This is a genomic window from Agromyces sp. 3263 (genome assembly GCF_031456545.1).
GTDB lineage: Bacteria > Actinomycetota > Actinomycetes > Actinomycetales > Microbacteriaceae > Agromyces.
The window spans coordinates 1,345,189-1,363,345 of the sequence record NZ_JAVDUV010000001.1 but is presented as its reverse complement, the minus strand read 5'-3'; the positions used below and the strand labels follow the sequence as shown (position 1 = coordinate 1,363,345).

The 18,157-nt window shown below is 71.5% G+C and carries 15 protein-coding genes; 1 reads left to right on the top strand and 14 read right to left on the bottom strand.

Annotated features, from left to right (window positions below):
• Positions 1-25: 25 nt before the first annotated feature.
• The 5 genes from J2X63_RS06230 to J2X63_RS06210 all read right to left on the bottom strand — a co-directional run bounded on the left by J2X63_RS06230 (position 26) and on the right by J2X63_RS06210 (position 6,368).
• Positions 26-1,984, bottom strand: a complete 1,959-nt coding sequence (locus J2X63_RS06230; RefSeq protein WP_309975204.1) for a CHAT domain-containing protein — start codon at positions 1,982-1,984, stop codon at positions 26-28.
• Between the two features lie 84 nt (positions 1,985-2,068).
• Positions 2,069-2,458, bottom strand: coding sequence for a CU044_2847 family protein (locus J2X63_RS06225; RefSeq protein WP_309975203.1), 390 nt, complete (start codon positions 2,456-2,458; stop codon positions 2,069-2,071).
• 20 nt (positions 2,459-2,478) lie between these two features.
• A complete protein-coding gene (locus tag J2X63_RS06220; RefSeq protein WP_309975201.1) occupies positions 2,479-4,212 on the bottom strand; it encodes a CHAT domain-containing protein in 1,734 nt (577 codons plus the stop codon).
• A gap of 165 nt (positions 4,213-4,377) precedes the next feature.
• A complete protein-coding gene (locus J2X63_RS06215; RefSeq protein ID WP_309975199.1) occupies positions 4,378-5,352 on the bottom strand; it encodes a serine hydrolase domain-containing protein in 975 nt (324 codons plus the stop codon).
• 65 nt (positions 5,353-5,417) lie between these two features.
• A complete protein-coding gene (locus tag J2X63_RS06210) occupies positions 5,418-6,368 on the bottom strand; it encodes a 2-hydroxyacid dehydrogenase (protein ID WP_309975197.1) in 951 nt (316 codons plus the stop codon).
• A 44-nt stretch (positions 6,369-6,412) separates the two neighbouring features.
• Between J2X63_RS06210 and J2X63_RS06205 the strand changes: the two genes are divergently transcribed.
• A complete protein-coding gene (locus tag J2X63_RS06205) occupies positions 6,413-6,955 on the top strand; it encodes a hypothetical protein (RefSeq protein WP_309975195.1) in 543 nt (180 codons plus the stop codon).
• A 49-nt stretch (positions 6,956-7,004) separates the two neighbouring features.
• Here the strand turns inward: J2X63_RS06205 and J2X63_RS06200 are convergent, their stop codons facing one another.
• From J2X63_RS06200 to J2X63_RS06160, 9 genes are all read right to left on the bottom strand, one after another.
• On the bottom strand, positions 7,005-8,465 hold the full coding sequence (locus J2X63_RS06200; RefSeq protein WP_309975192.1) for a rhamnulokinase family protein: 1,461 nt from the start codon (positions 8,463-8,465) through the stop codon (positions 7,005-7,007).
• On the bottom strand, positions 8,462-10,498 hold the full coding sequence (locus tag J2X63_RS06195) for a bifunctional aldolase/short-chain dehydrogenase (protein ID WP_309975190.1): 2,037 nt from the start codon (positions 10,496-10,498) through the stop codon (positions 8,462-8,464). The genes J2X63_RS06200 and J2X63_RS06195 overlap by 4 nt, the downstream gene beginning before the upstream one ends.
• Positions 10,495-11,421, bottom strand: a complete 927-nt coding sequence (locus J2X63_RS06190) for an alpha/beta hydrolase fold domain-containing protein (RefSeq protein ID WP_309975189.1) — start codon at positions 11,419-11,421, stop codon at positions 10,495-10,497. Before J2X63_RS06190 ends, J2X63_RS06195 begins: the two co-directional genes overlap by 4 nt.
• Before the next feature lie 114 nt (positions 11,422-11,535).
• On the bottom strand, positions 11,536-12,693 hold the full coding sequence (gene rhaI / locus J2X63_RS06185; RefSeq protein WP_309977829.1) for an L-rhamnose isomerase: 1,158 nt from the start codon (positions 12,691-12,693) through the stop codon (positions 11,536-11,538).
• A gap of 5 nt (positions 12,694-12,698) precedes the next feature.
• A complete protein-coding gene (locus J2X63_RS06180) occupies positions 12,699-13,196 on the bottom strand; it encodes an L-rhamnose mutarotase (RefSeq protein ID WP_396133116.1) in 498 nt (165 codons plus the stop codon).
• 171 nt (positions 13,197-13,367) lie between these two features.
• Complete coding sequence (gene rhaS, locus J2X63_RS06175; RefSeq protein ID WP_309975187.1) at positions 13,368-14,405, bottom strand: rhamnose ABC transporter substrate-binding protein; 1,038 nt, start codon at positions 14,403-14,405, stop codon at positions 13,368-13,370.
• A gap of 64 nt (positions 14,406-14,469) precedes the next feature.
• On the bottom strand, positions 14,470-15,525 hold the full coding sequence (locus tag J2X63_RS06170; RefSeq protein ID WP_309975185.1) for an ABC transporter permease: 1,056 nt from the start codon (positions 15,523-15,525) through the stop codon (positions 14,470-14,472).
• Positions 15,522-16,547 (bottom strand): ABC transporter permease, encoded by a 1,026-nt coding sequence (locus tag J2X63_RS06165; RefSeq protein ID WP_309975183.1) that lies wholly within the window; start codon positions 16,545-16,547, stop codon positions 15,522-15,524. Before J2X63_RS06165 ends, J2X63_RS06170 begins: the two co-directional genes overlap by 4 nt.
• Entirely contained in the window at positions 16,544-18,034 is a 1,491-nt protein-coding gene (locus tag J2X63_RS06160; protein ID WP_309977827.1) for a sugar ABC transporter ATP-binding protein, read from the bottom strand. The genes J2X63_RS06165 and J2X63_RS06160 overlap by 4 nt, the downstream gene beginning before the upstream one ends.
• Positions 18,035-18,157: the final 123 nt, after the last annotated feature.

Below are 18,157 nucleotides of genomic sequence, written 5' to 3'. Positions count from 1 at the left end.
ATGCTTCCGGGAGCGACCACCCCGGTCAGCCCTCCCAGAGGGTGACGGTCGCCTGGAACTCGCCGCTGTTGCCGTCGAGGTTGGTGTCGTTGATGCCGAGGTAGAGCTGGCCGCCGGCATGGCAGGTGTAGGTGGTGCCCGACCCGACCGCGAACATCTCGGGGATGGTGTCGAATCCGCCGATCACCGAGGCGGTGTTCGCGTCGGCGTACACCCGTGCCTCGGGCACCTCGCCACCCGTGAGGCCGTCGGGGCCGACGAGGGACTCGGCGCTCGCGTCGTGCCACGCCGTGCCCGTCACCGTGATCTCGAACACCTCACCGGGCTCGCACCAGAGGCCGGTGTCGGTCCAGTCGGCGTACATCGGCACGTTGAGGTCGACCGTCAGCGGCTCGCCGGGCTCGTCGTCGACGAAGCCGTCGTCGACGACGGACTGGTCGTCGGCGTTATCCGTCGTACCGCCGTCATCGGGGCGGAGGAGCCCGTAGCCCCCGATGGCTGCGCCGATGGCGACCACCGCGATCGCTCCGACGATCAGCCACGGCTTCGCGCTGCCTCGCCTCCGCTCGGGAGGAGTCGGGGAAGGCGGGGACGTCGGGGGAGTCGTCGGCGTCCCGGGCGTGCGCCCCGGCGGCGGTGGCGAGGTCGGCGGCACGCTCGTGGCCGCCGGGGACGTGAAGCTCGCGGCCGGGGCGGCGGGCGTGGCATCCGTCACCGGAAGGGCCTGCGCCATGACGACCGGCGTCGCCGGGGTGGCGGGTGCGGAGAATGCGGCCGGTGCGGCCGGCGCTGCGGGAGAGGCCGCCGGGATCGCGGGACCGGGAGTCGCCGACCGTGATGGCGTGGCCGACGCGGGCTTCGCCGCCGCCGGCTCAGGCATCGGCGCCACGTCGAACAGCCGCGTGTCCTCGCCGCGCAGGTAGAGCACGGGGGTCACCCACTCGAGCGTGCCGCGGCCGATGCCGAGGATGCCGATGCGTCCGCTGCGCACGGCCTCGTCGATGCCGCGTCCGTACGAGAGCGCCGTGTAGAAGCCGCGCGCGAACGCGATGGCGGCCACGTCGCTGATCGAGAACTGCATCGCCGCGACCGCGCGGATGCCGCTGTGCGCGAGGGCCGCTGCGGTGCCCGAGAAGAGATCGGTGGTGCCGGATGCCGCGGACTGGCACGAGTTGAGCATGACGAGCCGCGGCGTGGGCTCCGCCTCGTCGAGCAGGTCGGCGAGGCTCGACGCCGTCACCTCGTCGGCGCGGCCGTCGCGGCCGACGAACGCGAGCACGCCCTCGTCGGTCTCGGCGTCGTACGAGCCGTGGCCGATGAAGTGCAGGACGTGCCATTCCTTCTCGAGGAGCTTGGCGTGCACGCCGTCCCACGACACGTCGTCGAGCCATTCGAGCTCCACGCGGCCCGAGTCGAGATGCGGGCGCAGTGCCTCCTCGAGACGCTCGCGCTCGCCGCCCACGTCGAGCGCCGGGAGCCCGCGCGGCGACGCGATCATGCCGAGGATCCGCATGGGGGGCTCGATGGCGAGCACGGGCGGCGTGAACGCGGCCGGCACGCGCCGCACGAGCGGTTCCTTGCGGCAGAGGTAGGCGCCCGTGTCGGCGTCGAAGAGCGTCTCCCACGGCAGCGACGAAAGTTCGGGCGCCGTCAGGCGCAACGCGATCTGCACGCTGGTTCCGCGTTCCGAGGCGACCGCGAGGCTCGTGCGATAGGCGGCGAGCACGTCGCCGTGGAAGGCCGCGTCGAACAGGCTGCGGCCGACCTCCTGCACCGTCGTCTCGGTGTCCGACATCACCCGTCGCGCGGAGACCGAAGACGAGAGCACGCTGGCCTCGAGCAGGGGTCGCTGGTCGACGAGCGGGGCGAGGTCGAGGGTCATCGCCTGGGTCGGCTGACCGCCGCCCACCGACTGCAGCACCCGCACCACGTAGGAGCCTGGCTCAGGGCCGGGCCCGATCTCCAACTCCATCACCGTGTCCATGCGCGAATCCTCGTCGCACAGTGCCGCGACGGCAACCGTGCAGGCACTGGCGGCCGGCTCGGTGCGATTCCGGATGGCGCGGCATCACGGCTCACGGGAGCGCCACCGCATCGTCACGCGGAAGTTCGCAGCGGAGCTCGCCGCGGCGACGTAGGCGCCCACCTCGAGGCTGACCTGGATGCCGAACTCCACCTCGAGTTCATCGGGGGCGTCTTCCTGCCCCCGCATCTGCCGCACCAGCGAGGTGACCGCGGGTCGGGCGCGGGCGAGCACCTCGTCGAGGCTCTGCTGCGTGCGCTCGACGAGGCGGTCCGGGATGCCGCGGCTGGACATCCTTCCCTCAGGGATCCCCCGGAACGTCACGTCCTGCGAGGCCCCGGCGGCGCCCTCGGTCTGCCCCGGCGGGGTCTCGTCGGCGACCTGGATGGCGACCTCGCCGCCGTCGTCGGTCGTGAAGATCGCGATGCGCTGCATGGCCGCCTCCGGATGTCTGGCTATTGGTTGAGCGTGACGGATGCCCCGAACTCGCCGCTGTTGTCCGCGAGATCGGTGTCGTTGATGCCGAGCTGCAGGTCCCCCTGTGCCGGACACACGTAGGTCGTGCCCGTTCCGACCGGGAAGATCTCGGGGGTGGTGTCGAGCCGGCCGATGACCGATCCCGTGTTCGCGTCGGCCAGCACGCGCTCCTCGGGGTGCTCGCCGTTCGTCAGGCCGTCGGGCCCGATCTCCGATTCCTGCGCAGCGTCGAGCCAGCCCCGCCCGGTCACCTCGATCACGAACTCGTCGCCCAGGAGGCAGTAGAGCCCGGCCTCGACCCAATCTCCGTTGAGCGGCACGACGAGCTCTGCGGTGCTCGCCGAGCCGCCATCGCCCGAGCCGCCTGGGTCGTCGCCCCCGCCGATGCCGATCAGCTCCGGGCGCATGGCGATCACGACGGCGGCCGTGATGACGAGTGCGGCGATCACCGCCGCGATCACCCACCACCACACCCGCTTCGAGGATCGCGTCGGCGTCGGCCCAGACTGCGGCGCGCTCTGCGGGTCCGCTGCTCCCTGTCCGGGGACCGGCACCCAGTTCTCGCGGCGTCGGTGCCCGGGCAGCGGCGGCTTCGGTTTCGGATCCCACTTCAGCGGCACCATGTCGAACAGGCGAGCGTCGCCGCGCAGGTACAGCACCGGCGTGACCCACTCGAGCGTGCCCCGCCCGAGGCCGAGGATGCCGATGCGACCGCTCCGCACGGCCTCGTCGATGCCCCGCCCGTTGGTGAGCGCCGCATAGAACCCGCGGGCGAACGCGAGCGCGGCCGCGTCGCTGATCGAGAACTGCATCGCGGCGACCGCGCGGATGCCGCTGTGCGCGAGCGCCGCGGCAGTGCCCGAGAACAGGTCCGTCGCCCCGGCCGCCCCCGACTGGCAGGAGTTCAGGACCACGAGGCGTGGCGTGGGCTCGGCCTCGTCGAGCAGGTCGGCGAGGGCCGACGCGGTGACGTAGTCGGCGCGCCCACCCGGTCCGACGAACGCCAGCACCCCCTCGTCGGTGTCGGTGTCGTAGGTCCCGTGGCCGATGAAGTGCAGCACGTGCCACTCACGCTCGAGAAGCTTCCCATGGAGCCCCTCCCACGACACGTCCTCCAGCCAGTGCAGCTCGACCCGCCGGTCGTCGATATGCGGTTTCAGGGCTTCCTCGAGGCGATCGCGCTCGAGCTCGACGTCGAGTGTCGGCAGCCCGCGCGGTGACGCGATCATGCCGAGCACCCGCAGCGGGGCCGTGATCTGGAGCCGCGGGGAAGCGGGAGCCGGCACGTTGCGGACGAGCGGATCCTTGCGACAGAGGTATCGCTCGGTCTCCGGGTCGTACAGTGCCTCCCACGGCAGGGCGGCCAGTCCAGGGGCGGTGAGCCGCAGGGCGATCTGCACGCTGTCACCGCGCTCGGCCGCGACGGCCATGCTCGTGCGGTAGGCGCTCGCGACACTCCCGGTGAACGCGGACTCGAACAGTCGCCGTCCCACCTCCTGGATGGAGGCCTCGGAGTCCGACATCACCCGGCGTGCGGCGATCGAGGACAGCAGGACATTCGCCTCGAGCTCGGGCCGGCGGCGCAACAGGTCGTCGAGATCGAGCCTGAAGGTCTCACTCGGCTCCCCGCCGCCGACCGACTGGAGCACGCGCACCACGAACGAGCCCGGGTCGGGACCCGGCCCGATCTCCAACTCCATCACCGCGTCCATGCGTGCATTCTGGTGCGCCGGCGTGGGCACGTCGACAGTGGCACCGCTGATCTCGCGCTGCGGGAGCGTCCGGAACGTCGGGACGGAGAACGCCTCGCAGACGTTCGGTCACTGCACAGGCTACTCCCGAGCCCGCCTGTCTGAACCGGCCAGCGCGGGGGCGTCTCAGTCGACGGCCGCGGCGACCGCGTTGTGCAGCTCGTCGATGTTCACGCCGAACCGGCCGATGCCGCCGCCCACGCTCGTGAGCAGCACGAAGCACACCCCGCGCGACGGCGTGACGGCGAACTCGCTGCCCGCCCAGGCGCCGTGGCTGAACGTGTCGGCGGCGAGCAGCCCCGCCGCCGAGTGCCGCAGGTTCCACGTGAAGCCCCAGTCCTGGCCGCGCGACTCGGGGTACGGCTCGAGCTTCGGGAGCCCGGCCGTGAGCGGGCGCAGCATGGCGTCGTAGCCCGCCTTCGACACGAGCGACCCGTCGTTGCGCAGCAGTGCGCTGCCGATGGCGAGCAGGTCCTTCGCCCGGCCCAGCAGACCGGCTCCCGGATGCCGGAGTGCGGCGAATGCGGGGTAGTCGAGGCCCTGCGCAGCCGCGTCGACGACCTCGTGCGGGCTCGCCGCGGCATCCGTCGTGAACCCGCTCGCACCGGCCCGGGCGGCGACGGCGTCGACCGCCTGCTCCCAGGAGGCGCCTCCCGCGTGCTCGATGAGCGCGGCGATGCCCTCGAAGGCGATCGTGGAGTACCGCGACGCGGTGCCGGCCGCGAAGTCGCGACCCGGTGCGAGCAGCGACGGGCGCAGGCCCGCGGGCGTCTGCAAGTCGGGCTCTACGATGCCCGAGGTGTGGCTCACGAGGTGCCGCAGGCGCACGATGTCGTCGCGTCCGTCGCCGAACTCGGGCACCGCCGTCGTGAGCGGGGTGTCGGGTGTCATCCGCCCCTCCTCGATGAGGCGCAGCGCGGCCAGCCCGACGAGCGGCTTGGTGATCGAGAAGAGGGCGTAGTGGTCGTCGACGGATGCCCCGCCGAACGCGTCGAGGGCGACGATGCCGTCGGCGGTGGCGATGCCGAGCACGGCGCTGGGCATGGGACCGTCGTCGACGTGGCGGCGGGTCCAGTCGAAGGCGTGGTCGAAGCTCGGCATGGGGTCCTCTCGGTAGGGCTGGGGAACGGGGATCAGGCGTCGGCGTGCAGGTCGTCGTCTGCGCGTCAGCTGCGCAGCACGACGTTCTCGGGCGCCTCGCCGCGCAACATCCGCTCGATCTGGCGCTTGAGGAGCCGCGCCATGCGGGGCATCATCGCGGTCGACGCGCCCCCGACGTGCGGGGAGATCAGCACGTTCGGCAACGCGAAGAGCGGATGCCCCTGCGGCAGCGGCTCGGGGTCGGTGACGTCGAGGGCGAACCGGAGCCGGCCGGTGCCGGCCTCGGCGAGGAGCGCGTCGGTGTCGGCGACCTTGCCGCGGGCGATGTTCACCACGAGGGCGCCGTCGGGCAGGGCCGCGAGGAAGTCCGCGTCGACGAGCCCGGTCGTGGCATCGCTGAGGGGCACGCCGACGATCACGATCTCGGCGTCGGGCAGGAGCTGCGGCAGCTCGTCGATGCCGTGGATGCGCCCGCGCTCGTCGTCGCGGGCGCGGCTGGCGACCCGAGTCACCTCGACCTCGAAGGGGGCGAGCCGTTCCTCGATCGCGCGGCCGACGCCGCCGTAGCCGATGAGCAGCACGCGCCGGTCCGCGAGGCTCTCGTGCCGGGCGGGCGCCCACCGGCCCTCGGATGCGGCGCGGACGAAGTCGGGGATCCCGCGCTGCGCCGCGAGCACCAGCGCCAGGGTGAGCTCGGCCGTGGACGTCTCGTGCACGGTCGCCGCGTTCGCGAAGACGTGGCCCGGCGGCAGCGCGTCGGCGATGTCGTCGTAGCCGATCGACTGCGACTGCACGAGGCCCACGTCGACGCCGTCGAGCGCTCCGAGCCGGGCGGCCGCGCCCATGTACGGCGGCACGACGAGGTCGATGCGACGGCCGGATGCCACGGGCGGCGGCCCCTCGAGGTCCCACTGCAGCACCTCGACGCCGTCGGGCACCCCGCCGGGAGTCCGCTCGAGCGCGCGACGCAGGGTCGCGCCGGGCACGGTCACGAGGAGCCGGGGCGATTCGGTCATGCATCGATCCTTCCAGAGCCCGCGCGGCTGGTAGCCTCCCGCGCATGGAGCATGACGGTCGAGCGCAGCGGGGACCACGCGACCGATTCGCCGGCCGGCCCGTCGAGGAACGCGCCGAGGCGCTGAAGGAGCGCGTCTACGCCACCTTCACCGGCCTCGCGATCGTGCTCGTGCAGGCAGGGAACGTCGAGCACCTCACGGCCCGGCAGGCGACGCTCGCGCTGCTCGTGGGCATCGTCGGCATCACCGTGGCCGGCTTCGTCGCCGACATCGTGTCGCATCTCGCGGTGCACGCGGCCTTCCCGAGCCCGGCCGAGCTCGGGCGGATGGCGCGGGTCGCCGGCGAGGCGCTCGCCTCGGCCGGCGTGCCGCTGATCCTGCTGGCTCTGGCCTGGCTCGGCGTCTTCGAACTGGCGGGCGCCCTCCGCGCCGCGAGCATCGTCTACATCGTCACCCTCGCGCTCATCGGCTTCCTCGCGGTGCGTCGTACGCACCTGGAGTGGTGGAAGCAGGTGCTCGCGCTGGCGATGCTCGTGGGGCTGGGACTGGCCGTGATCGGCCTCCAGCAGCTCGCGCACGCGCACTGAGTCCGCCTCCGACGCCACCGTCGCCTCCACTCCGCGTCGTCGCCGGACCTCAGCGGGCGACGGGCTCGTACCGCTTCGGCTGGAATGCCGTGGCCACGATGGCGCGCAGCGCCTCCAGGTCGCCGCTCGCGAAGCCCTGCGCCCGCGCCTGCACGAGCACGTTGCCGATCGCGGTGGCCTCGACGGGGCCGGCGAGCACGGGGAGGCCGGCTCGGTCGGCGGTGCGCTGACAGAGCAACTCGTTGAGCGCGCCGCCGCCCACCACGTGGATCGTCTCGACGTCGACGCCCGACAGGATCGACGCCGTGCGGACGGCGCCGGCGAAGGCCTCGGCGAGGCTCTCGATGATCGACCGGGCGAACTCCGCCCGGCTCTGCGGTGCCGCGACGCCCTGCTCGGCGCACCACTCGGCGATGCGGCCGGGCAGGTCTCCGGGCGCGAGGAACCGCGGGTCGTCGGCGTCGAACACGGCGACGGGCGCAGTGACGGATGCCGCGGCCGCGAGCAGTCCGGGCAGGTCGATGCGCTCCCCGTCCCGCTCCCACCAGCGCACCGACTCGCTCAGCAGCCACAGGCCCATGACGTTGTGCAGGAACCGGACCCGTCCGTCGACGCCGCCCTCGTTCGTGAAGTTCGCCGCGCGCGCGGCATCCGTCGTCACCGGATGCTCGAGCTCGACGCCCACGAGCCCCCACGTGCCGCACGAGATGTACGCGGCGGACTCGGCGCGCATCGGCACCGCGACGACGGCCGAGGCGGTGTCGTGCGAGCCGACGGCGACGACCTCGAGCCCGGCAGGGGCGCCGAGCTCGGTCGCGACCGCGGGGCGCAGCGCACCGAAGGACTCGCCGGGGCTGATGAGCGGGGCGAAGACGGATGCCGGGAGCCCGAGCCGCTCGATGAGCTCGTCGTCCCACTCGCCGGTCTCGACGCCGAGCAGCCCCGTGGTGGAGGCGTTGGTGCGCTCGGACAGCCGCGCGCCGGTGAGCTGGAACCCGATGAGGTCGGGCACCAGCAGGAGCGAGTCGGCCAGGTCGAGCCAGCCTCGTCGGTCGCCGTCGCCCGCCGCGTCCCGTTCCACCGCGAGCTGGTACACCGTGTTGAACGGCAGGAACTGCAGGCCGTTGCGGCGGTAGAGCTCCTCGAACGGCACGACGCGGTGCACGGCCTCGACGCCGCGGTCGTTGCGCAGGTCGCGGTAGTGGAACGGCTCGCCGAGCAGGCGGTCGCCGCGAAGCAGCCCGTAGTCGACGGCCCACGAGTCGACGCCGACCGATGCCACCGCCGGGTCGCGCCGGAACGCCTCGGCCAAGCCGTCGGTGAGGTCGCGGTAGAGGCCCGTGAAGTCCCAGTGCAGGCCCGACGCGAGGCGCACCGGGCCGTTCGGGAACCGGGCGACGTGGTCGAGCTCGAGCGTGCCGGCGCGGCCGTCGACGCGGCCGAGGATGACGCGTCCGCTCGTCGCCCCGAGATCGACCGCGGCGACGGTGCCCGCGCCCGTGCTCGTCATCGCAGGAAGGCCGCGGCGACACCCGCGTCGACCGGGATGTGCAGGCCGGTCGTGTGCGAGAGCTCCGGCCCGGTCAGCACGATGACCGCGTTCGCGACGTGGTCGGGCAGCACCTCGCGCTTGAGAATCGTGCGCTGGGCGTAGAACTTGCCGAGGTCCTCCTCCTCGATGCCGTACGTCTTGGCGCGGTTCGCGCCCCAGCCGCTCGCGAAGATGCCCGAGCCGCGCACGACGCCGTCGGGGTTGATGCCGTTCACCTTGATGCCGTACTCGCCGAGCTCGACGGCGAGGAGCCGCACCTGGTGCGCCTGGTCGGCCTTCGTCGCCGAGTAGGCGATGTTGTTCGGCCCGGCGAACACCGAGTTCTTCGAGGAGATGTAGATGATGTCGCCGCCGAGCCCCTGGTCGATGAGCACGCGCGCGGCGGCCTTCGACACGAGGAACGAGCCCTTGGCCATGACGTCGTGCTGCAGGTCCCAGTCCGCCTCGGTGGTCTCGAGGAGCGGCTTCGACAGCGACAGGCCCGCGTTGTTCACCACGAGGTCGAGGCCGCCGAAGGCGAGCACCGCGTCGTCGATCGCGCGCTGCACGGCCGCGGCATCCGTCACGTTCGCCTGCACGCCGATCGCGACATCCGTGTTGCCCAGCTCGGCGGCGGCCGCCTGCGCCTTCTCGAGGTCGAGGTCGGCGATGACGACACACGCGCCCTCGGTGGCGAGGCGGGTCGCGATGGCCTTGCCGATGCCGGATGCCGCGCCGGTGACGAGTGCGATGCGGGTGGCGTGCTGCTTCGGCTTCGGCATGCGCTGGAGCTTTGCCTCCTCGAGCGCCCAGTACTCGATGCGGAACTTCTCGGCATCGGAGATGGGGGAGTAGGTCGAGAGCGCCTCGGCGCCGCGTATCACGTTGATGGCGTTGATGTAGAACTCGCCGGCCACCCGCGCGGTCTGCTTGTTCGCGCCGTACGAGAACATGCCGACGCCCGGGATGAGCACGATGAGCGGGTCGGCGCCGCGGATCGCGGGCGACTCGGGGGTCGCGTGGGCGTCGTAGTACGCCTGGTAGTCGGCGCGGTAGGCCTCGTGCAGCTCCTTCAGGCGGGCGACGGATGCCTCGACGTCGGCGTCGGCCGGAAGATCGAGCACCATCGGCTTCACCTTGGTGCGCAGGAAGTGGTCGGGGCAGCTCGTGCCGAGCGTGGCGAGGCGCGGGTGCTCGCTGCGGGCGAGGAAGTCGAGCACCTCGGGGGCATCCGTGAAGTGGCCGACCATCGGTCGGTCGTGGGAGGCCAGCCCGCGGATGGTCGCGGCCAGCGCCGCGGCCTTCGCGCGACGCTCGGCGGGCTCGAGCGGCCCGTACCCCTCGAGCTCGGCGCCGAACGGATCGGCCTTCCCGTGCTCGGCGATGTACGCCGCGGCCGTGTCGATGATCCAGAGCGAGTTGCGCTCGGACTCCTCCGACGTGTCGCCCCACGCCGTGATGCCGTGGCCGCCGAGGATGCAGCCGATCGCCTGCGGGTTCGCCGCCTTGATCTCGGCGATGTCGAGGCCGAGCTGGAAGCCGGGGCGCCGCCACGGCACCCAGACGACCTTGTCGCCGAAGATCTTCGACGTGAGCGCCTCGCCGTCGGCGGCCGTCGCGATCGCGATGCCCGAGTCGGGGTGCAGGTGGTCGACGTGGGCCGCGTCGACGAGGCCGTGCATGGCCGTGTCGATCGACGGCGCCGCGCCGCCCTTGCCGTGCAGCGTGTAGTCGAACGCGGCGACCATCTCGTCCTCTCGGTCGACGCCGGGATAGACGTCGACGAGGGCGCGGAGCCGGTCGAGGCGCAGCACCGCGAGGCCCTGCTCGGTGAGGGTGCCGAGGTCGCCGCCCGAGCCCTTCACCCACATGAGCTCGACAGGATCACCGGTGACCGGGTCGGTCTCGGTGCCCTTCGCCGACGTGTTGCCGCCGGCGTAGTTCGTGTTCTTCGGGTCGGCGCCGAGGCGGTTCGACCGCGCGATGAGGTCGGCAGCTGCCTGGTTCGTCATGGGGTGATTCCTTCGGTGATGCGGAGGGTGGTCTGGTGGTGCGCCGCGAGCCAGGCGATCCAGCGCACGACGCGCTCGATCGAGGCGGATGCCGCGGGCTGGTCTGGTCGGTTCAGGTGGCCGTGCTCGGTGCCCGGTTCGGTCACGACGTCGATGGTCGCGCCGGCCGCGCGGAGCGTCGTGGCGAACACCTCGCCCGAGACGCGGAGCTCGTCGGCCTCGCCGTTCACCATGATCACGGGCGGGAAGCCCGCGAGGTCGGATGCCGCGGCCCGGCCGGGCACGGCGGTGAGCGGGGCGTCGCGGGTGGGTCCGCCGAGGTACTGCTCGTACATCTCGCGGACGGCGTCTGGGCCGAAGCGGTCGGCGTCGGGGTTCGCGTCGAGCAGCGCCCGCAGCGCGGCATCCGGGGCCGGCTGCACGTCGAGCAGCGTCGGATAGGCGAGGAACACGCCCGCGGGCAGCGGTGCTGCGTCGGTGGCAGGCGCGTGGCCGAGCAACCGCAGCACGGCGCCGGTCACGAGGTTGGCGCCCGCGCTCGCTCCGCCGAACGCGACCCGACCGGGGTCGACGCCGAGTTCGTCGGCGTGGGCGAGGGTCCAGCGCCACGCCGCGAGCACGTCGTCGGAGCCGGCCGGGAAGCGCCCCGAGCCGTCGCCGACGAGGCGATAGTCGATCGAGACGACGGTGATGCCGCGTTCGGCGAGCGCACGCGCAACCCAGTCGGCCTCGGGCATGTCGAGGTCGCCCGCGACGAACCCACCTCCGTGCGCCCACACGAGCGCGGGCGTGCGGCGCCGTGCCGTGGCATCCGTCACCGAGTCCGCGTCGGCGCTCGCCGCGCCGGCGCTCGCCGCGCCGCTGCTCGCCGGGTACACCCGCACGAGCCCGCCCGCCGCACCGTACGGCTCCTGCTGCGTCATCCGCTCACTCCCCTCGGTTCTCGTTCGCCTGCTCGTCGGCTTCGGGCTGTCGAGAGCGCGAATTCGGTGGGTTGCAGTCGGCCGGACCCACCATCTGCGCGCTCTCGGTGCGGCTCAGGCGCCCCAGCCCGCCTGCACGCCGCCGACGCGGTCGGCCGCGATGCGCTGCAGGTAGCCGGATGCCGCGAACGCCGCCATCGGGTCGGCGGGCAGCCCGCGCGACTCGCGCCACTCGGCGAGGGCGGGGCGCACGTCGGTGTAGAACGCGTCCATGAAGATGCGGTTCGCCTCGAGCACGTCGCCCGACACCTGGGCCGCGCGCAGCGCGTCGGTGTCGACGAGCAGCGCCCGCGCCGTCATCTCCTGCACGTTGAGCACGCTGCGGATCTGGCCGGGGATCTTGTCCTCGACGTTGTGGCACTGGTCGAGCATGAACGCCACGTCGGGGTGGTTGAAGCCGCCGCCGCGGATGACCTCGAAGATGATGCGGAACAGCTGGAACGGGTCGGCGGCGCCCACGATGAGGTCGTCGTCGGCGTAGAAGCGCGAGTTGAAGTCGAACGAGCCGAGCTTGCCGAGGCGCAGCAGCTGCATGACGATGAACTCGATGTTCGTGCCGGGGGCGTGGTGGCCGGTGTCGAGGCAGACCATGGCCTTGTCGCCGAGCGCGGCGACCTGGGCGTAGCTCGTGCCCCAGTCGGGAACGTCGGTGTGGTAGAACGCCGGCTCGAAGAACTTGTACTCGAGCACGAGGCGGTCCTCGTCGCCGAGGCGGTCGTAGATCGTCGCGAGCGACTCGTGCAGGCGGTCCTGGCGGCCCCGCAGGTCGGCCTGGCCCGGGTAGTTCGAGCCCTCGGCGAGCCAGATCTTGAGGTCGCGGCTGCCCGTCTCGTGCATGATGTCGATGCACTCGAAGTGGTGGTCGATCGCCTTCTGCCGTACGGCCGAGTCCTCGTGCGTGAGGGCGCCGAACTTGTAGTCGTCGTCCTGGAAGGTGTTCGAGTTGATCGTGCCGAGCGCGACGCCGTGGTCTTCGGCGTGCTTGCGCAGGTCGTCGTAGGAGTCGACCTTGTCCCACGGGATGTGCAGCGCCACGGTGGGAGCGAGTGCCGTGTACGCGTGCACCTGCGCGGCATCCGCGATCTTCTCGTAGGGGTCGCGGGGCGTGCCCGGCGTGGCGAACACCTTGAAGCGGGTGCCCGAGTTGCCGAACGCCCATGAGGGGAGCTCGATCGACTGCAGCTCGAGCTGGTCGAGGACGGTGCTGGGAATGTTGCTCACGAGTCGCTGCTTTCTGTGCGGAGGTCGTTCGTGGTCGGGGCGCCCGCGAGGGCCTGGTCGGATGCCGCGTGGCCGGCGTCGGCTGCGGCGGTGGTGGCTTCGGGGCCGGCGGATGCCGTGCCGTGGTCGAGCGCGGCGAGCTGGTCTTCGAGGTGGAACACCTCGGCGAGGCGCGGGGCGCCCTGGTCGGGACGCGCGCCGTCGAGGGCGACGAAGAACCCGGCCATCTCGGCCTCCCACGCGGCGGTGCGAGGGTCCTGCTCGAGCGCGGCCTGCGAGGCGTCGTCGTCGTCGGTCTCGTAGTAGCCGATCAGCAGGCCGTCGGAGCGCAGGAACAGCGAGTAGTTGCGGCGCCCGGACGCCTCGATGGCGTGGAGCATCTCGGGCCAGACGGCCGCGTGCCGTTCGGCGTACTCGTCGAGGCGGGCCGGGTCGACCTGCAGCTGGAAGCACACGCGTTCGGTGCCGCGCGGCGTGCCGTGTGTGCTCACCATCGAGCTGCTCCGTCCTGTGATGAATCGTTTCAAAGCCTACGGCAGGATCGCGGAGGCCGCAACCCGGAATACGCTTTCCTCCCCAGCGTAGGGAGAACGGCCTCGCTGCGGAAGACGTGCAGGGCCCGGCCGCGCGCGAGTGCGCCCGGCCGGGCCCGTCATCCGCGACTCCTAGAAGTCGAAGTCGCCGATGTTGTCGGCATCGAACACGAACGGGTCGCCGAGGAGCACGACGCCGTCGGCGCCGACCTCGAAGTCACCGAGCTTGCCGGCCTTGAACGAGTCGCCTTCCTCACCCGTGATGTCGCCCTCGATGAGCGCCTTCGCCGCGTACGCGGTGAGGTAGCCGAGGTCGGCCGGGTTCCAGAGCGCGAACGAGGTGACGGTGCCGTCCTCGACGTACTCGCGCATCTGGTTCGGCGTGCCCAGCCCGGTCAGCGCGACCTTGCCCTTGTACTCCGAGGTGGAGAGGTAGCGCGCGGCCGCGGCGATGCCGACCGTGGTGGGCGAGATGATGCCCTTCAGGTTCGGGTGCGTCTGCAGCAGCGCCGCGGTCTTGTCGAACGACGTCTGGTCGTCGTCGTCGCCGTAGACCGTGTCGACGAGCGTGATGTCGGGGTAGTCGCTCGCGAGGTACTCCTTCATGGTCTCGATCCACGCGTTCTGGTTCGTCGCGTTGGCGGATGCCGAGAGGATCGCGATCTCGCCGGAGCCGCCGATCTGGTCGGCGATGAGGTCGACCTCGACCTTGGCGATGCCGTCTGCAGTGGCCTGGTTGATGAACAGGTCCCGGCAGTCGGGGTTCGTGTCGGAGTCGAACGTGACCACCTTGACGCCCGCGTCGCGGGCCTCGTTCAGCGCGTCGCAGATCGCCTCGGGGTCGTTGGCCGACACCGCCATCGCGCCCACGCCCTGCTGGGTCAGCGTGTTGATGTAGCTGACCTGCGCGTCGGGCGTCGCCTCGGCGGGACCGACCTCGGCGAAGGTGCCGCCGAACTCGTCGATGGCCTCCTTCGCGCCGGCCGACGAGGTGTCGAAGTACGGGTTGCCGAGGTTCTTGGGCACGAAGGTGATGGAGAGATCCCCGTCGCCCCCGCCACTGCCCTCGCTGCTGCCGGAACCGGAGTCGACGGCGCAGCCGGTCGCGAGGAGCGCGACACTCACCGCCAGCGCCGCGAGTGCACCGGCGCGGTGCTTCTTCTGAAACATCGTTGTTCTTCCCTTCATCGGATGAGGTCGATGTGTGATCGCATCGACGGGTCGCGCGGCCCGGTCACCCTGCTGTGGAGGCCTCGACGCGCGGTGTTCCCCCTGGTGCCCTCCGGCGCTTGCGCAGCCAGGCCAGGAAGCTCGAAGCCACCACCGAGAGCACGAGCAGCACTCCGGTGATGATGTTGATGACATCGGACGTGACGTTCGCGAGCCGCAGTGCGCTCGCGAGCACGCCGATGAGCAGCACGCCGGCGATGACGCCGTGGATCGCGCCGCGGCCGCCGAAGATCGAGACGCCGCCGAGGAGTACCGCCGCGATGACCTGCAGCTCCAGGCCCGTGGCGTTGTCGCCGCGGGCGTTGCCGTAGCGGAGCGTGTAGAAGATGCCGGCGAGCGCCGACACGGTGCCCGAGAGCACGAACAGGATGAGCTTCGTGCGCTCGACGCGCACGCCGGAGAACCGCGCCGCCTCGCTCGCAAGGCCGATCGCGTAGATGCCGCGGCCGAACGGCGTGAAGTGCAGCAGTACCGTGAACACGACGAGCAGCACGAGGAACAGGAACAGCACGACCGGGATGTTCGTGTTGCCCACGCGCGCCTGCGCCAGGTCCCTCCAGAAGTCGGGGAAGTCGGTGACGGCCGTCGTGCCGAGGAGGCCGATCGCGAGCCCGCGGTAGAGCGCGAGCGTGCCGATGGTCACGGCGAGCGACGGCAGGCCGACGACGGTCACGAGGAACCCGTTGAGCGCTCCGCCCAGCGCGCCGACGACGATCGCGGCGATCGCCGCCATCTCGAAGGGCACGCCGGCCCGGGTGAGCACGCCGGTCAGCACGCTTGCGAGGCCCACGATGCTCGCCACCGACAGGTCGATCTCGCCCGTGATGATGATGAGGGTCATCGGCAGCGCGATGAGCAGGATCGGCATGACGTCGAGCAGCAGGTAGGTCAGCGTGATGGGCTGGCCGAAGCCGCGCACGGCGACCGAGGCGACGACGGCCACGATGGCGAGCAGTGCGATGATCGCCATCTCGCGGGTGAGCAGCACGCGCTGCCACAGGGGCTTGTCGTAGTCGCGGTAGGTGCGCGTGGCCGTGGTGCCGGTGGCGGTCGCGGTCATGACTCGTCCTCCCTCGCCTCGAGGAGCTTGCGTTTCTGCCGGATCGCGAGCACGCGGTCGAGCACGATGGCGCCGATGATCAGCACGCCCACGACGGCCCGCTGCCAGAAGTCGGGGATGCCCAGGATGGGCAGCGCGCGGTTGATCGTGAGGAGCAGCACCGCGCCGAGCGCCGCACCCCAGACGGTGCCGCTGCCGCCGAAGATCGCGACGCCGCCGATCACGGCCGCGCCGACCGCGTCGAGTTCCCAGCCCGAGCCGGCCTGCGAGCTGATCGTGCCGTATCGCGCGGCGTAGAGCACGCCGCCCAGGCCGGCGAGCGCGCCCGAGAGCACGAACGCGGTGAGCAGGCGCCGGGTGACCCGCAGGCCGTACAGCTCCGCGGCAGCCGGGTCGGAGCCGATCGCGTAGAACTCGCGCCCGGCCCGGGTGTTCTTCATGACCCACCCGGCGACGACGAGCACCACCAGGGCGATGATCGTGAGGATCGGGATGAACAGGATCTGCCCAGTGCCGAGGGCCAGGAACTCCCTCGGCAGGTCGGAGGCGTTCACGCGGTCGCTGCCCGTCCACAGCACGTTGATGCCGCGGTAGGCGTAGAGCGTGCCCAGGGTGATCACGAGCGAGGGCACCTTCGCGAAGGCGACGAGCGCACCGTTCACGAGGCCCAGCAGGCCGCCGAAGACGATCACGATGAGGAACACCGCGACGATCGGGATGCCCTGCAGGTCGATGAACAGCCGGCCGGTGAGATAGGCCGAGAGGCCGAGCACCGAGCCGACCGAGAGGTCGACGTTGCGGGTGATGATGACGATCGCCTGCCCCACGGCCAGCAGCACGAGGATCGAGGGGGTGAGCAGCAGGTCGCGCCAGCCGTCGGAGCTGAACAGGAAGTTCGGGTTCGCGACGGTGGCGGCGAGGATGACGAGCAGCAGGGCGATGAGGATGCCGAACTCGCGCGCGGCTCCCACCGCCCGCAGTCGCTTGGTGACGTCGGACTTCTCGATGGTCGGGGCGGTCACGAGTGGGCTCCGGTCGCGTGGGTTGCGGCGAACATGACGTTCTCGGACGTGGCATCCGCTCGCTCGAGCTCTGCCGTGATGCGGCCCTCGCGCATGACCAGCACGCGGTCGGCCATGCCGAGCACCTCGGGCAGCTCGGACGAGATCATGAGGATGCCGATGCCGCGCCCCGCGAGCTCGGAGAGCAGGCGGTGCACCTCGGCCTTGGTGCCGACGTCGATGCCGCGGGTCGGCTCGTCGATGATGAGCACCTGCGGCTCGGTGGCGAGCCACTTGCCGAGCACGACCTTCTGCTGGTTGCCGCCCGAGAGGGTCGCGGCGATGGTGCTCATGGCGGTCGTCTTCACCTCGAGCCGGCTCGCCCAGACCTTCGCCGCGCGGTTCTCGACCCCCGACGTGATGAGGCCGGCCTTCGCGAGCTGGGTGCGGATGGCGAGCGTGAGATTGCGGGCGACGGATGACTCGAGCACGAGTCCCTGCTTGCGCCGGTCTTCGGGCACCAGCGCGATACCCCGTCGCATGGCGCCCGCCGGGTCCCGCTTGGGCACGGATGCCCCGGCGAGCCGTACGGTGCCCGCGTCGTAGCCGTCGACGCCGAAGACCGCGCGCGCGACCTCGCTGCGGCCGGCGCCGACGAGGCCTGCGAGGCCCACGATCTCGCCCGAGCGCACGGTGAACGAGATGTCGTGGAAGACGCCGGCGCTCGACAGGCCATCGACCTCGAGCAGCGCGTCGCCGATGACCGTCTCCTGCTTGGGGAACAGCTCGGTGACGTCGCGGCCGACCATCTGGCGCACGAGCTCGTCGGGCGTGGTCTCGTCGATCGGCGTGGTGCTGATGTAGGCGCCGTCGCGCATGACGGTGACCGTGTCGCAGAGGTCGAACACCTCGTCGAAGCGGTGCGAGATGAACAGGAGCGCACGACCCTCGTCGCGGAGGCTCCGGGCGATGGCGAAGAGGCGGTCGACCTCGACGCCGGAGAGGGCGGCGGTCGGCTCGTCCATGATGAGCACACGGGCGTCGAGCGAGACGGCCTTGGCGATCTCGATGACCTGCTGGTCGGCGATGGAGAGTCCCTCGGCCGGACGGTCGGGGTCGATCCGAACGGCGAGGCGCTGGAAGAGCGCCTCGACCTCGTGGCGCATCGCCTTGCGATCGATGCGTCCGAACCGGCCCACGGGCTGACGGCCCATGAACACGTTCTCGGTGACCGAGAGGTCGGGGAAGAGCGTGGGCTCCTGGTAGATCACGGCGATCCCCGCGGCCTTCGACTGCGCGGTGGAGGTGAAGTCGACCTCCTCGCCGTTCAGGCGGAAGTCACCCGCGTCGCGGCGGTAGAGCCCGGCGATGATCTTCACGAGCGTCGACTTGCCGGCGCCGTTCTCGCCGACGAGCGCGTGGATCGAGCCGGCCTCGAGGCGCAGGCTTCCCGAGCGCAGTGCGACGACCGCGCCGAACGACTTGACGACCCGTGACAGCTCGAGCATGGGCGGTGCGGCTGACGGCGGCGTGTCGGTCACGTGCGGTCCTCCTCGTTGAGGTGAATCTGATATGAATCGATTCAGGACCGATTCAGGACTACTGTAGGGACGTCCCGGTGAACGGTCAAG

Bases quoted from the DNA above. Each gene is read 5' to 3' on its own strand.
- rhaS (WP_309975187.1), bottom strand. From the start codon at position 14,405: ATGTTTCAGAAGAAGCACCGCGCCGGTGCACTCGCGGCGCTGGCGGTG.
- J2X63_RS06190 (WP_309975189.1), bottom strand. From the start codon at position 11,421: ATGACGCAGCAGGAGCCGTACGGTGCGGCGGGCGGGCTCGTGCGGGTG.
- J2X63_RS06180 (WP_396133116.1), bottom strand. From the start codon at position 13,196: ATGGTGAGCACACACGGCACGCCGCGCGGCACCGAACGCGTGTGCTTC.
- J2X63_RS06225 (WP_309975203.1), bottom strand. From the start codon at position 2,458: ATGCAGCGCATCGCGATCTTCACGACCGACGACGGCGGCGAGGTCGCC.
- J2X63_RS06205 (WP_309975195.1), top strand. From the start codon at position 6,413: ATGGAGCATGACGGTCGAGCGCAGCGGGGACCACGCGACCGATTCGCC.
- J2X63_RS06210 (WP_309975197.1), bottom strand. From the start codon at position 6,368: ATGACCGAATCGCCCCGGCTCCTCGTGACCGTGCCCGGCGCGACCCTG.
- J2X63_RS06220 (WP_309975201.1), bottom strand. From the start codon at position 4,212: ATGGACGCGGTGATGGAGTTGGAGATCGGGCCGGGTCCCGACCCGGGC.
- J2X63_RS06200 (WP_309975192.1), bottom strand. From the start codon at position 8,465: ATGACGAGCACGGGCGCGGGCACCGTCGCCGCGGTCGATCTCGGGGCG.
- J2X63_RS06215 (WP_309975199.1), bottom strand. From the start codon at position 5,352: ATGCCGAGCTTCGACCACGCCTTCGACTGGACCCGCCGCCACGTCGAC.
- J2X63_RS06170 (WP_309975185.1), bottom strand. From the start codon at position 15,525: ATGACCGCGACCGCCACCGGCACCACGGCCACGCGCACCTACCGCGAC.
- J2X63_RS06230 (WP_309975204.1), bottom strand. From the start codon at position 1,984: ATGGACACGGTGATGGAGTTGGAGATCGGGCCCGGCCCTGAGCCAGGC.
- J2X63_RS06195 (WP_309975190.1), bottom strand. From the start codon at position 10,498: ATGACGAACCAGGCAGCTGCCGACCTCATCGCGCGGTCGAACCGCCTC.
- J2X63_RS06160 (WP_309977827.1), bottom strand. From the start codon at position 18,034: ATGCTCGAGCTGTCACGGGTCGTCAAGTCGTTCGGCGCGGTCGTCGCA.